Source organism: Salinicola avicenniae (genome assembly GCF_023736115.1).
In the GTDB taxonomy this organism is placed as follows: Bacteria; Pseudomonadota; Gammaproteobacteria; order Pseudomonadales; family Halomonadaceae; genus Salinicola; species Salinicola avicenniae.
Map to the genome: position 1 here is coordinate 202,782 of NZ_JAKQZC010000005.1, position 14,550 is coordinate 217,331.

At 58.9% G+C, this 14,550-nt stretch carries 8 protein-coding genes and 1 pseudogene; 5 read left to right on the top strand and 4 right to left on the bottom strand.

Annotated elements, in window-relative coordinates:
• Positions 1-192 precede the first annotated feature (192 nt).
• The 5 genes and pseudogenes from MC381_RS13065 to MC381_RS13085 all read left to right on the top strand — a co-directional run bounded on the left by MC381_RS13065 (position 193) and on the right by MC381_RS13085 (position 8,669).
• A complete protein-coding gene (locus MC381_RS13065; RefSeq protein WP_251978194.1) occupies positions 193-1,071 on the top strand; it encodes a flagellin N-terminal helical domain-containing protein in 879 nt (292 codons plus the stop codon).
• Positions 1,072-1,339: 268 nt separating this feature from the next.
• Positions 1,340-5,008 (top strand): glycosyltransferase, encoded by a 3,669-nt coding sequence (locus tag MC381_RS13070; RefSeq protein WP_251978195.1) that lies wholly within the window; start codon positions 1,340-1,342, stop codon positions 5,006-5,008.
• A 67-nt stretch (positions 5,009-5,075) separates the two neighbouring features.
• Positions 5,076-5,728: pseudogene (locus tag MC381_RS13075) on the top strand (transposase).
• Positions 5,729-6,230: 502 nt separating this feature from the next.
• Positions 6,231-6,524, top strand: coding sequence for a flagellar protein FlaG (locus MC381_RS13080; protein ID WP_251978196.1), 294 nt, complete (start codon positions 6,231-6,233; stop codon positions 6,522-6,524).
• Between the two features lie 327 nt (positions 6,525-6,851).
• Positions 6,852-8,669 carry a SulP family inorganic anion transporter gene (locus MC381_RS13085; protein ID WP_251978197.1) on the top strand — a complete coding sequence of 606 codons (1,818 nt, stop codon included), beginning with the start codon at positions 6,852-6,854 and terminating at the stop codon, positions 8,667-8,669.
• A 93-nt stretch (positions 8,670-8,762) separates the two neighbouring features.
• On the opposite strand, the gene MC381_RS13090 is transcribed toward MC381_RS13085, so the two are convergent.
• The 4 genes from MC381_RS13090 to cydB all read right to left on the bottom strand — a co-directional run bounded on the left by MC381_RS13090 (position 8,763) and on the right by cydB (position 14,547).
• Positions 8,763-9,950, bottom strand: coding sequence for an AGE family epimerase/isomerase (locus MC381_RS13090; protein WP_251978198.1), 1,188 nt, complete (start codon positions 9,948-9,950; stop codon positions 8,763-8,765).
• Between the two features lie 201 nt (positions 9,951-10,151).
• Positions 10,152-11,804 (bottom strand): thiol reductant ABC exporter subunit CydC, encoded by a 1,653-nt coding sequence (gene cydC, locus MC381_RS13095; RefSeq protein WP_251978199.1) that lies wholly within the window; start codon positions 11,802-11,804, stop codon positions 10,152-10,154.
• A 29-nt stretch (positions 11,805-11,833) separates the two neighbouring features.
• Positions 11,834-13,549: a thiol reductant ABC exporter subunit CydD gene (gene cydD, locus MC381_RS13100; RefSeq protein ID WP_251978200.1), complete on the bottom strand. Its 1,716-nt coding sequence runs from the start codon at positions 13,547-13,549 to the stop codon at positions 11,834-11,836.
• Complete coding sequence (gene cydB, locus MC381_RS13105; protein ID WP_251978201.1) at positions 13,546-14,547, bottom strand: cytochrome d ubiquinol oxidase subunit II; 1,002 nt, start codon at positions 14,545-14,547, stop codon at positions 13,546-13,548. Before cydB ends, cydD begins: the two co-directional genes overlap by 4 nt.
• Positions 14,548-14,550: the final 3 nt, after the last annotated feature.

Genomic DNA, 14,550 nt, shown 5'->3' on the forward strand with positions numbered 1-14,550 from the left:
AACTGTAAAGATGCATTCATCGACGGGGCCAGCTGGCCCCGTTTTTTCGTTCTTACCATGCTTGCACTGAAGCAGAACAATTGCATTTCGGCCTACAGAAACGCATAGCACAGCCGTTAATTTACATACCGGCGACGCAAGCGCCGTGGAGAAGGCCTTCCAGGCCACCTGCACAAACAGAGGATAAGTCACATGTCCGTTATCAACACCAATATCACGTCGCTGATCGGTCAGAACAACCTGAACAAATCTCAGGATATGCTGGCTCAGGCTCAGGAGCGTCTCTCCTCCGGCCTGCGTATCAACAGTGCCAAGGATGATGCTGCCGGTCAGGCCATCGCCAACAAGATGTCTGCACAGATCCGGGGGATGGACCAGGCAAGCCGTAATGCCAGCGACGGCATCTCTCTTGTCCAGACCATGGAAGGCGGCCTCGATCAAGTCAACGACAACCTGCAGCGTATCCGGGAGCTGGCAGTCCAGGGCGCCAACGATACCAATACCGCCGAAGACCGCGCCGCCATCACCACCGAGATCAACGAGCGTCTGGCTGAGATCGAGCGCGTTGCCGGTAGTAACAATTTCAACGGCACCGAACTACTCAACGCCAGTGGTAGCCTGAGCATACAGATTGGCTCCAACACCGAGTCCGAAGATGTCATCACAGTCGATACCGTAGACTCGACGGTTTCTGGGCTCGGCCTGGAGGCTGCAACGTCGGGTGGCACTGCCGCAGCGGTAGCGGGCGGTGAGTTCATTGTCGCCGACGCTTCAGGTGGCGCGACTCACACCGAGTTCCAGAACCTCATCGACGGCATCGATGCCGCTACGGAAAAGCTCGATACCAACCGCGCTACTCTGGGCGCAACCCTGAACCGTTTTGACTCGGTAATCGATAACCTGTCCACCACCTCGACCAACCTGTCTGAAGCGCGTTCGCGAATAGAAGATGCGGACTACGCCAAAGAGGTCTCCAACATGACGCGTGCCAATATTCTCCAGCAGGCCGGTACCTCCATGCTGGCCCAGGCCAACCAGACGCCTCAGTCGGTTCTCTCCCTGCTACAGTAATATCGCTAGCGCATCACACATTGTGTAACGACGGGGCTGAAGGCCCCGTTTTTCGTTCTGAGCCATCGACCCCGTACCCGTTCTTCCCCACGAAATTTGGCCTGGTCAAAGAAGGCGAGCGTCGTTTTGACAGCGCCTTCCTGAATACTGTTTACATAAGAATTGGCCGATTCTTCGAATACCCCACGAAATACGGTCAGACTCTCTCATTTGGCTATGGTGAAGCACAGTAGGCTAGGCACATTACCCTTTGTCCGCGAGTCGCCCCATGGCCAAGAAAAAGCCCCCCCACACCACCAATGAGCAACGCCGACCACGGTTACTGTGGGCAAACCCCTTCTGCCTGCTGGATACATCGAGTGGCGCCAGTATGACTGTGCGCCAGATGCTAATGCAGTTAGTCGCGAGCGGGTATGAGGTCCAAGTGCTGGGAGCCACCGTCTTCGACAACCCCAAGGGCATGGCCGTGCTAGAGGAGCAGTTTCCTGACCTCGATGACCATCTACATCAGATTGTAGAAGCAGTTGATGGGCCTCTGACGCATCAACTGCTCGTAAGCTATAGCCATAATCGAAACCACTTCACGACGCACGAGGAAGGACTCTGGTACAGCCAATACCTTTATCTGCTGGACTCCTATAAACCCGATGTGGTGTGGTTCTACGGTGGCCAGACCGTCGACATGTTGATTGCCGATGAAGCGCGCGATCGCGGTATTCCGGTAGCTTTTTATCTGGCGAATGGCAATTACAAGTCATCTCGCTGGTGCCGTGATGTCGATTTGATCATAACCGACAGTCAAGCCACGGCAGATATGTATCGTCGGGAAGTGGGGTTTGTTGCGAAGCCAGTGGGAAAATTCATCGCCACGGAACGCTTCATCGCTGCGGAGCACGAGCGCAAGCGGCTGCTTTTCGTGAACCCAAGTTGGCAGAAAGGCGCTAGCGTGTTTGTGCAGCTAGCCGAGAAACTCGAGCGCGAGCGCCCCGATATCGACCTCGAAGTCGTGGAAGCACGTGCCGACTGGTCGGCGGTGTTACGTGAGACCACCCGTCGTATGGGCCAGCAGCGCAGTAGCCTGAGCAACGTGACAGTAACGGCTAACACGAGCGACATGAAGGAACCCTACAGCCGCGCACGTATATTGGTAGCACCCAGCCTCTGGTGGGAGAGCTCCGGACGGGTACTCGCTGAGGCCATGCTCAATGGCATACCTGCGCTGATTACCAATCGCGGCGGCATGCCTGAGATGGTTGGAGACGCAGGTATCGCCCTTGACTTCCCTGAACAATCTTACGAAGAACCTTACCAATACCTCCTCAGTGAGCAAGAGCTTCAACCACTATTCGACGCGGCAGTGTCTTTCTTCGACGATGACGCGCTTTATCAGGAGTACGTGACGCGAGCCTTCAGCATTGGGGAACAGAAACATCATATCAATCACGCCACTGAAAGATTGCTCAATGCCATGGCGCCCTTGGTCGGGGCGCGCGCGGGTAATAAAGACTTCTCAATCAGCCAGAAGAAACGTCACCGACAGCGCCTTTCGGGTCGAGCCATTAAACCTGAGCTGAAAGTGGATCGCTCGCTAGAGCAATTGATCAGGGATAGAACCTCAAACCGGCTGAGTGCTAATAGCCAAGCCTCCAGACTTCACCTGACAGATGATTTTACCTGGCAACTGAAGGGAAAAATCATCGTACTCGATAACCGTGCCAGCTTGATCAAGAGCGGCCTGGCTAACCAGATGGCAGAGACAGGAGCCTTCGGTATCGTGGCCTTCGATCCGGCCAGCGAGGTCAAAGAGCCTAAGCAGTACGAAGGTAGCGACACCATTCAGCTATTTCAGCATGCGCTATTGGGCGACGGCCACCCAACCACCCTTCATGCCTGCGTGTCTCCCGAGATGACCAGCACACTGGCGCCCCTGCCCGCCGACAAACTACCTGAGCGTCATCACCTAAACCTTCAAAAAATCGCCGAACTACCGATTACGTCGGTCGCGCTGGACAGCATCACGGGGTTGGAAAGTCTTGACTGGCTCATTTTGGATGAGCTAAGCGATGCAATGGCTGTACTGGAAAACGGTAAGCAGTATCTTGAGAAGACGCTGTTGATTCAGGCGCGCGTGCCGTTTCAACTGACTCACGACAAACAACCTAGTCTCGCCGAGCTGCAGCACTGGGCTGGCCGCAACGGGTTCCGATTCTACCGTTTTCACGATATCAGGCATTATAGTCATTTACCGGAGAAGCTGAATGCATACTCGCCCTGCGCTAGCGAGCAAGAGAGTGCCGACATTCTCTTTTTGCCAAGCCCGGAACGTATGGCAACATTCGCGGACAAGGAGAAGGTAAAGCTGGCTTTCGTCTTAAGCTCCGTGTTTGCCGCGCATGATATGGCATTCGAGCTGCTGACAGATGTGAGTCATGAGAAAGCGATAGAGTTTCTCGAGGGGCAGTGCTACTTGCCAAAACCGACAAACAAAAGTCGCCACGCCACTGCCAAAGGCATCAATGAGTTAAAGAATAAAATAGAAAATGCGCCACTGTCAGCAATCAAAAGCAGTCATCCTCTGCCGGGCGATCTGGTGGTGTCATTAACCTCACATACAAAGAGATTTGAAAACCTTCATTTGACCTTACGCAGTCTATTGCTTCAGAAGGTGAAGCCGGACTCTTTGATTCTCTGGATAGCAGAAGAAGAGAAAGCAGAGCTTCCTTCAGGTGTGTGGGAGCTAAGAAATTACGGTTTAGAAATTCGTTTTTGCGAAAATATTCACTCATACAAGAAAATCATCCCAACGCTAAAAGCGCGACCTAATAGCTTTGTCGTGACGGCTGACGATGACGTTTACTACTCACCCGAATGGCTTAAATCACTCCTTGACTCCTGGGATGGGGACAGAAAGTCGGTTATCGCGCACAGGGCGCACAAAATTATTCTAGATAAGCGCGGCAGACCATCACCCTATCGCCAGTGGCAGTGGGAAGTCAGTAAAAACGAGGAAGTCGAGGGCTTGACTTTTCCGACCGGCTGCGGCGGTGTTTTATACCCACCAGGAGTTTTCCATCCTGACGTTACTGACATTGAAAAATTCATGGAGCTATCTCCAGGCACCGATGATATATGGCTATACTGGATGGCGTCTCTAAACGGTAGTAAAGTCAGGAGTTCAGGAAAAGGCTTCGACATTATCGAATGGCCCAACCTCAATACTTCGAGCTTGTGGGTCGAAAACATTGAGAATGGTAGAAACGATAGAAATATTAGCAAGCTCATAGGCTTCTATGGAATGCCATGGCTCCATCAAAAACAGGGTCGCAATCCGTCCTCTTTTTCAGTAGGAAAATATTGGGAACAACGTTATCAACGTGGCGGGAACTCTGGTGCAGGCTCCTACGGTCGGTTAGCCATGTTCAAGGCGGAGATAATCAACGGCTTCCTTAAAGAGAACCAGGTTGGCGATGCGATCGAATTTGGCTGTGGAGATGGGAACCAGCTTTCGCTCATTAGCTACGCCTCTTATACCGGCGTAGACATTTCACCAAAAGCAGTTGAAAAATGCAGGCAAAAATTTGAGTTTGACCGCTCAAAGAGCTTTATGACTCTAGACCATTTTGATAAGCACCCCCTATCCGCCGACCTCACTTTGTCACTGGATGTCATATACCACTTGATAGATGAAAAGATCTACCATGAATATATGGAAAGGTTGCTTTCATCATCGAAAAGATTTTGCATCATATACTCTGCCAACGAGAACAAAAACACACTAGACGCGCATGTGAAAAAACGCAGATTTACTGACTGGATTGAAAAACATGCTCCTGATTGGGTGCTTTTTAAATTCATCCCCAATCGCTACCCCATGACATCGACAAGCGACCCTAATAACACATCGTTTGCAGACTTCTATATCTTTAAAAGACGGTAGCCCCGCCCGATTTAAAAGGTCCCAGCCGCAGATTCTGGATGCAACACCTGACCATTCCGGTAAGGTGTTGCCCCATGTTTACGTCGAACTCAGCATTGAAGAGCGTGCCACCCTTCAGGTTAGCCGAGCCCAAGGCATGAACATCCGGCAAGTCGTCGCCGTCATGGAGCGTTCCCCTCGACGATATGTCGCGAGTTTCAGCGTAATCAGAAGCCGGCGGCGCGCTATTGTGCACGACATGCTCAGCAGATGCGTCAGCAACGGCGAGAGGTCTACCGCCCCGATAATAAGCTGCTTCCGGGCAGCGAGCGTTTTGAACTCATCACTTACCTGCTGCGGCAACGGTTGTCACCCGAACAGATAACCGGCAGGCTCAAGACCATGGATATAACCAACCTCAAAAAGGCTTACGTCTGTCGCGAGACGATCTACGACGCGACAGCCACGTCGGCCGTTCAAGGGTTTAGTGCCGCCTTGAGTCGTATGCCGATGACGGCGCGGAAAACGCTGACCTACGATCGAGGCCGCGAGATGGCCCGACACGCACAGATCACCCAGAATACTGGCTATCCTAAAGGCACTGATCTGTCAGTAGTGATGCAGGATGAATTGGATGCCATCGCCTATGAGCTCAACATACGGCCACGGAAGCGGTTCGACTTCAAAAATCCGATCGAGATGATGGTGAAACATCAGAGCTCTCCAGAATCAATTCAGTAACCAATTGCACTCAGAACCTGCGTCCGCCTTGCAATACGTTTATCAAATCCTAACTCCAGTCTGCAATGGAGAAAACACACCGGCTTATCAACTCATATGCCAATGAGTTTGGATTCATCAAGAGAGCCCATACCACGTCCAGTATATAACGCCTAGCTTCGCACCATTGTCGTGGCACGCGACCTGATTGAGAAATTTCGCCGAAGGTCGAGGACTGGGTGGTAGACTCATCCCGCAAAGAGGCAACGGGCAACCCCTCGGCATACGTTCGTAGGACCTCTATTCCATGCACGGGAAATCCATTCTTTCAATAGTTCATATCCTTCTCCACCCCAGCGCGGTTAAAGTCTTTTCTTATCCAGCCGATAGTTAGTTCAAACCTCATAACTCCCCGAAACAGCCGCTTCTTCGATCTTGGGATACCCATATGTCCGGTTCAACGAGTCATATTGTCGTCACCCCGTCTCTCACACCATCCCCCGCCCAACAGCGCCTGGAACAAATGCTCAGAGATAGTGGCCTACCGCCTGTCGAGCAGCTGATGGCGATAGAGGCGCCGGTCCCCTTCGATCCCATCATGAGCGGCCCGCTCGGCGATCAAGTCACCGTGATGAATGACGTGATGCGCCAGTACGGTCTGCGTTTCGAGTTAAGCGAGTTCGACAGCCGCGTGATTACGCAGGTCATCGATCGTGAGACCGGTGATGTCGTTCGCCAGATTCCCGCCGAAGAGATGCTGACCATTGCACAGGCCTTCGCAGAAAACCAAGGTCGGCTGCTCGACGACTCGGCCTGAACCGCCTATTGCCCGAGTTTCTCATCGCGGGCGATTTCACTGCAGGATGTCGGTGATGGAGGTCCGGTTATACCGCGCATCCACTGGTGTCGATGAGTCACGGGGCCGTTGGTCGCCTATCAACAACCTCACGATCAAGGCCGCCCAAGCCCTGACCAACACACGTGGCTCCCCTCTTGTCTCGGCACCGCCTGGGACTGACATTCCGACACGCTGACATCCCGCCAGGCTGACGTGTCCACCGAACTCGACTTGCGCCACCCGCGCATCAAGCGCACCATTTAGCACTTTTGATGATAAGTTTATGAACAAGAGTCGAGTCTCGCGATGAGCCTGTGGCGCTGGAAATCGAGCGACGATCCCCGAGAGCAGATTCATTTTCGTGCCCGTCTGGCGCGTTACTTTCCCATCAGCGGCTGGTTGCCATACTACAACCGACATTTGCTGAGCGACGATCTGGTCGCCGCGATAATCGTCACGCTGATGGTGATTCCTCAGGCTCTAGCCTATGCGATCCTGGCCGGCCTGCCGGCAATCACAGGTCTCTATGCCAGCATGCTACCGTTACTGGCCTATACGGTCTTCGGCACCAGTCGAACGCTGGCCGTGGGGCCGATGGCGATCGTTTCCTTGATGACGGCCGCTGCTCTGTCACCGCTCTATGCCGCCGGCACGCCCTCCTATAGCCAGGCGGCAGCGACGCTGGCGATGCTGTCCGGGTTGATCCTCGCGGTCATGGGACTGCTGCGATTGGGCTTCTTCGCCAACTTTCTCAGTCATCCGGTGGTCTCCGGCCTGCTGACGGCCTCCGGCATCCTGATCGCTGCCAGCCAGTTCGCCGGACTGCTCGGTATCGGCGGCTCCGGCTTCACATTGATCGATCAGCTCGGGCATCTGGTCACGCATCTGGACGCCCTTCACTGGCCGACGTTCGCGCTCGGTGCGTCGGCGCTCCTCTTTCTACTGTTGATGCGCCGTGCCGGCCAGGTGCTGCGGCGCCTCGGCCTGGGGCCCGGAGCAGCAACCTTCATCGTGCGTCTTGGCCCGGTCATCGCCGTGGCGACGACGACGCTGCTTTCCTGGTGGCTGGATCTTCCCGCAAAGGGGGTCAACGTCGTCGGCGACATCCCCGCGCACCTGCCTCCCTTGGCCCTCCCCTCGTTCGATCCGTCGTTGCTGCGCGACCTGCTGCTGCCAGCCTTTCTGATCAGCGTCGTCGGCTTTATCGAATCGGTCTCCCTCGCCCAGATGCTGGCCGCCCGCCGGCGGGAACGTGTCGCCCCCGATCAGGAACTCGTCGGGCTCGGGACCGCCAATCTGGCCGCGGCCTTCTCGTCCGCCATGCCGGTCACGGGTAGCCTTTCGCGCACCGTGATCAATTTCGACGCTGGCGCCCGCACGCCCGCGGCGGGTGCCTTCGCGGCCGTCGGCGTGGCGCTGGTCATCCTTTTCCTCACCTCGCTGATCGCGTATCTACCGGTGGCTACACTAGCCGCCAGCATCATCGTCTCGGCGCTGACGCTGGTCGATCTGCCTGGCCTCCAACGTACCTGGCGCTATTCGCGCAGCGACTTCGCCGCGATGTGCATGACCATCCTACTGACCTTCGTCGAAGGCGTAGAGGCCGGTGTCATGGCCGGGGTCGGCGTTTCTCTCGCGCTCTATCTCTATCGCACCAGCCGGCCGCACACGGCCGAGGTCGGCCGCCTGCCCGGCACCGAGCATTTCCGCAACGTGCAGCGCCACGATACCGAAGTCGACGGCGAGATCGCGCTGCTACGCATCGACGAAAGCCTCTATTTCGCCAATGCGCGCTATCTCGAGGACACGGTCTACGCGCTGCTCGCCGACCGCCCCTCGATGCAGCATATCGTGCTGATCTGTTCCGCGGTGAATCTGATCGATGCCTCGGCGCTGGAGAGCCTGGAGGCGATCAACAATCGTCTGAAGGATTCCGGCATTACACTGCACTTGGCCGAAGTAAAAGGGCCGGTCATGGATCGACTCAAGAAGAGCGATTTTCTGGAGCACCTGACCGGCGAATCCTATCTCAGCACCTATGCCGCCTGGACCGACCTGCGGCATCGGCTCCACGACGAAAGCCTGGCCGAAGCGACGACAAGTACGCCGCCCCGCGAGTCCTGAAGCCTCGTGCCATGTGCGTTACGCGAACCACTGGCTTACGAAACCTCTAGCCTAGAGAACCTATGTCCTAGGAAACCACTGAGCAAGCGAGGGCTAGGCTGCCAACCGACGACGCATGATCGTCAATAGCGCATGACAGGCCATCAGGCTGGCCTGATCCGTCTTGCCGGCCGGGCTCTTCTCTCGCGAATAGCGCCGGTTTTCCGGCGTCAGTGTCGCGAACCAGGCGCCATGACGGTGATCGACAAACACCTGCCAGCAGTAGTGGCCGAGACGGTCAAACCAGCGCCAATAGCGCGCCTCGCCGGTGAGATCGCCCAGCCAGGCAGCAACGGCCAATGCCTCGGCCTGAACCCAGTAGTGCTTATCCCGATCCAGCGGCAGGCGATTGAAATCCAAGCTACGCATCAGTCCGCCATGACGGGTATCCCAGGCGCTGTCGACCGTTTCGATGAACAAGCGTTGCGCGATCTCGCGCATCCAGGATTCCGCCCCCTCGAGACATGACAGTCGAATGAGTTGGTGCGCCCACTTGAGCTGATCGCCGATCTGGAACCCCCAGGGCCGAAAAGCATCCTCCGGCCGATCGCGGTGGAACGTGAAGTCGGGCTGCCAGTCAGCATCGTAATGCTCCCAGAGCCAGCCATCATCAAGTAGCATCCGTTGCCGCCACAGCGAGCGTGCGACATCGCGAGCGCGCGTCAGGTAGCCAGAAACCTGTGTGGCCTCGTAGGCATCCAGCAGCGCCTCGACGACCTGCAGGTTGGCTCTCTGGCTGCGATAGTCTGTCAGTTGCCAATTCGGATCAGCCTCGTCCGCATAGCGCTGCCAGTGCGGCTCATAGAAGTGCGTCTCCAACAGGTGGTACACCCGCGTCAGCCCACGGCTCGCCTCCTGGGCACCCGCCCGCAGCAGTGCGGCGTAGGCAAGCAGAATGGCGGCCAGCCCCTCGCAGCGCGGCGTAGCATCGTCGGGGCGATGGTGATCCAGCGTCCAGGCATAGCTCTGACGCCGAGTCTGGTAGTGATACGTTTCGAGATAGCGCAGCCCGTGTCGCGCCCAGGCGAGATACTCGTTGTCTCCAGAGTAAGCGGCATGACGGGCGTAGATAGCGATATAGCCCGCGCTCGAGAGCAAATGGCGTCGCTCTCGGTTATAGCGCTGCCCGTCATCGGTCAAATAGTGGAAAAAACCGGCCTGTGGGTCGATGCAACGCGGATGGTAGAACGCCATGGTGGCAGCGATCTGATGCTGAAGCTGAGCGGGTTCGGTGAACGGCATGGGCGCCCCCGGCGATAGCGGCATATCTGCCCTCAGTCTGACCGGGACTTGCAGCGGGAGCCATACGCCTTACGTCGGCGCCCCGGCGGTGATTCCGCGGGTCTGCTCTCCCACCGGTGGCCCACGCGCCACGATCGGCGTCGTTCTCTGCCTTGTGCGTCTCGCCCGGCTCAGGTATTGGTCTGTCGGTCGAAACTTGCACTATGGCATCAGCTGGTGATAGCGATCGCAGGGCGGCAACGCTGAGCGGTCGTGCGCCAACAGCAGCGCCGTCCGTTTGCCCAACCAGCGATCCAGCGTCACCTGAATTCGCGCGGCGGTCTCACCATCCAGACCGCTCAGCGGTTCGTCGAGAATGACCAGCGGCGAATCCCGTAGGATCACGCGTGCGAGAGCGATACGCCGTGCCTGCCCGCCGGACACTTGGCGCCCTTGTTCGCCCACCCAGGTCTCGAGGCCCTGCGGCAACCCTTCGGCCCACTCGCGCAGTTCGACCTGAGCCAGCACCTGCCACAGCGCCTCGTCGCTCGCCTCCGGTGAGCCCATGCGCAGATTGGCAGCGAGCGTGTCGTGGAATAGCTCGGTGCGCTGCGTCAGATAGCCGATCCTGGCGCGCAACGACTCCGGGTCGAGATCGGCCACGAGCCGGTCGTCGAATCGCACTTCGCCTTCATCCGGATCGAACGCTCTGACCGCCAGCTGCGCCAGCGTCGACTTGCCGCTACCGGAGGGACCAATGACCGCGACACGCTCACCCGGCGCGAGAGCCAGCGAATAATGCTGTAGTGCGACATGCGCCGCATGCCTGACGCCGATATCCCGGTAGCTGAGGCTAGGTGCCGCCCCGCCCGTTGTCAGCGACTCGCCGACCAGCTTAGAGCCTAGCTCCGTCTGACGATTGAGCCGCACCGCGGCGCGCTGAGTCGCGCCTAGCTGCGTGAAGGCCGCCGGCAGCCCGCCGAGCCCTTCACCCAGTGCCAGGGTGCCGAGTGCCAGCATGACCATGACCGGCCCGCTGACCGTACCCGCTTGATACGCCATGATCGCCAGCACCAGCACCGCCAACGCCGACGCCTGCACGATCAGCGTCACTAGCGCATTGCCGGCGGCGGCTCGCCGGCCCAGCGTCCGCTGATGCGCCAGCAGCGTCGCCTCTTCCTCGCGCCAGTGACGTCGGTGCTCGGCTAGAACCCGATACGCCGTCAGCTCAGGCAGTCCATCGACGTGCTCGATGGTACGCACACGCAACGCTTCCTGGCCGTCGACACGCTGTTGGGCGTGACGCCAGCCCCAGGCGGCGCAACCGAGCGTGATCAGACACCAAAGTGGCAGCATCAAGGCCAGTAGCGTCCCCGCCACAACCGGTAGAAACAGCGCCGCCAGACCGGCGAACGTGAGGATCCCGACAAGGGCCACCAACGGGGGGGCCAGTAGCCGCAGGTAGAGATTGTCCAGCGTATCGATATCCGCCGTGAGCCGGTTCAACCACTGCGAGGCGCGGGCTCGCGATAGCGTGCGCCCATCGAGCGCCACCAGCTGCCCGAAGGCACGGGTTCGCAAATCTGCCAGCAGGCGCAGCACCGTATCGTGGTTGTAGAGCCTTTCGAGATAGCGTGCGACCGTACGCGACACGGCAAACCCACGAATGCCGGCCCCCGGCGTGAAGACATCGAGATACGCGGCCTGTGCCGCCAGCGCGGCAACAGCCGTCGCCGTGATAAACCACCCGGAGAGCGACAGCAACCCCAGCGCGCTGGCCAATGTCACCAGCATCAGCGCCGCGCCGAGCAGCAGACGACGACGGCGCTCGAGCATCACCTTCAACCAAGGCCGCAGTTCGAGAAGTGCCCGCATCAAACCTTCTCCTTTCTGGATCGGACCATTCAGAGCACCTCCGCCCCTTGGGAAGCTCGCACCGCCGTGACAGCCACCAAATGCCCCTGCTCGATCGCGTAGAGACGCCCCGCCATCCCCATGATCGCTGGATGGTGCGTCGCAACCAGTAGGGTTCGCCCCTCTGCCGCCAAACGCCTCAGACCTTCGATCACCAGCTGCTCCGTCTTCGGATCCAGCGCGGCGGTCGGCTCATCGAGCAGTACCAGGTGCGCCGGTGAAAGGAAGACACGTGCCAGTGCCAGCCGCTGCGCTTCCCCGCCCGACATGCCCACGCCACGCTCCCCGAGCGCCGTGTGAATGCCCGCCGGTGCGGCGGCCAGCCAGGCCCCGAGCCCGGCATGGCAGAGTGCCCGTTCGAGTTCGGCATCGCTCGCCGCCGGCGCCACGAGTCGCAGGTTTTCCGCCACGCTGCCTTGGATCAGCAATGGCCGCTGATCGAGCCAGGCGATCGCAGTATCGGCACCGACCTCGACACGGCCGGCTGAAGGCGCTGCAAAACCGGCGATCAGCTGCAGCAGACTCGACTTGCCACTGCCGGAAGGCCCGACCAGCGCGACGACCTCGCCGGGTGAGACATGCAAAGCAACCGGCCCCAGCACCTGGCCACGACCTTCGTGTTCGAGCTCGATCGCTTCCAAGGCGATCTCTCCCGGCGCCAGCGAGTTTGTCGCCACGGCAGAGGCCCGTTCATCACCACCCTCGACCGGCGTGCCATCGAGCAGCACCAGCAAACCTTCCGCGGCACCCAGCGCCGAGGCGCGGTCATGATAGTGCTGAGACAGAGCCCGCAGCGGCTGAAAGAATTCTGGCGCCAGCATCAGAATCAGCAGGCCGCTGAACAGCGTCAGCTCGTCGGCGGGTCCATAGTCGATGAATCCCAGTAGCCCGAAGCCAATATAGATCGCGACCACGGCCACCGACACTGCCGCGAAGAACTCGAGCACAGCGGAAGAGAGAAACGCCACCCGCAGGGTCTTCAAGCTACGCCGCCGGTAATCATCGGCCACGTCCGCCACCTCCGCCGTGCTGCGCGCTGCCAGTCCGAACAGCTGTAGCGTGGCGATTCCCCGGACTCGATCGAGAAAGTGCCCCGACAGCCGAGTCACAGCCTGAAACTGCGCCTCGTTCAAGCGCTGAGCACCCATGCCGATCAGGGCCATGAAGAGCGGAATGAGGGGGGCTGCGATCAATAACCAGATACCCGCCAGCCAGTTCAGCCAAAGCACCACGACGAGATAGAGCATCGGGATGGCCGCCGCCAGCACCATCTGCGGGAGAAAGCGCGCGTAGTAGCCGTCCAGCGCCTCCACCTGATCGACCAGCTGGCTGGCCAGGCCGGCAGTGTGCCGCGACGCGAGCCGCACGGGCCCCAGTGCTGCCAGGCGGTCAAGCAGTGCGTGACGAACCTGTTGCCGCACGCGCAGGCCTGACTCGATACCGCAGCACTCCTGCCCCCACTGTGCCAGCGACCGAACAACCAGCGCGACGCCGATGACCAGAAGTGCAACGACGACATCGCCCGGCGCCTCGTCGTGCGACACCAGCCGGTCGACGACCCAGGCCATGCCCCCCATCTGAAACAGCGTCGCCATTGCCGCGAGCAGGCCGCAGGCGACGGCGGCACGGTGCCAACCTCTGACACCGGCCGCCTGCCGCTTCAGCCAGTCGCGGGACGGATTGCCCGCACGCGTGGCTCGACTCAATGGTAGCCCTCGCCCACGCGCACCTTGCCGCGGAAGACCCAGTAGGTCCAGGCGGTATAGGTCAGGACGATCGGCAGGACGAAGAGCACGCCGATCAGCAGGAAGAACTGCGACTCCGGCGCCGAGGCCGCATCCCACAGCGTATATTGCGGGGGAACGACATAGGGCCAGCGGCTGACGATCAGCCCCAGGTAAGTGAAGATGAACAAGCCGAGCGTCAACAGAAAGGCAGAACCCTCGCGGCCATGGCGGTTACCCAGGAAGATGCCAAGCGCGCAGAGCAGCGTGGCAAACGGCAGCACCCAGATCACTTGAAGGTTGTCGAACCAGCGCTCGTAGACGCCTTGATCGATCAGCGGGGTCCAAAGGCTGACAATGGCGAAAATCACCAGCACGCCGATCAACAGCTTCGGCACCAGACCGCGTGCCCACTCCCGCACGTGCCCTTCCGACTTGAGCACCAGCCAGGTTGCCCCCAGCAGCGAGTAGCCGATGACCATGCCGACGCCGGTCAGAACGCTGAACGGCGTCAACCAGTCGAACGCCCCGCCGGTGTAGACGCCGTCGGCCGTTTCGAAGCCCTGAATATAGGCCCCGACGACACAACCCTGGGCGAACGTCGCGACGAACGATCCCCCCGCGAAGGCCCAGTTCCAGAAGCTTTTGGAGCGATGGGACTTGAAGCGGAATTCGAAAGCGACGCCGCGGAAGATCAGCCCAGCCAGCAGCAGGAAGACACCGAGATAGAGCGCCGGTAGCAGAATGGTATAGACCAGAGGGAACGCCCCGATCAGACCGGCGCCGCCCAGTACCAGCCAGGTCTCGTTACCATCCCAGACCGGGGCGACAGAGTTCATCATCACATCGCGAGAATCCTCGTCGGGGGCGAACGGGAACAGAATACCCAGCCCCAGGTCGAAGCCGTCCATCAGTACGTACATGATGACGCCAACGGCGATGATGACCGCCCAGATTAACGAAAGATCGAACATTTCCATGGC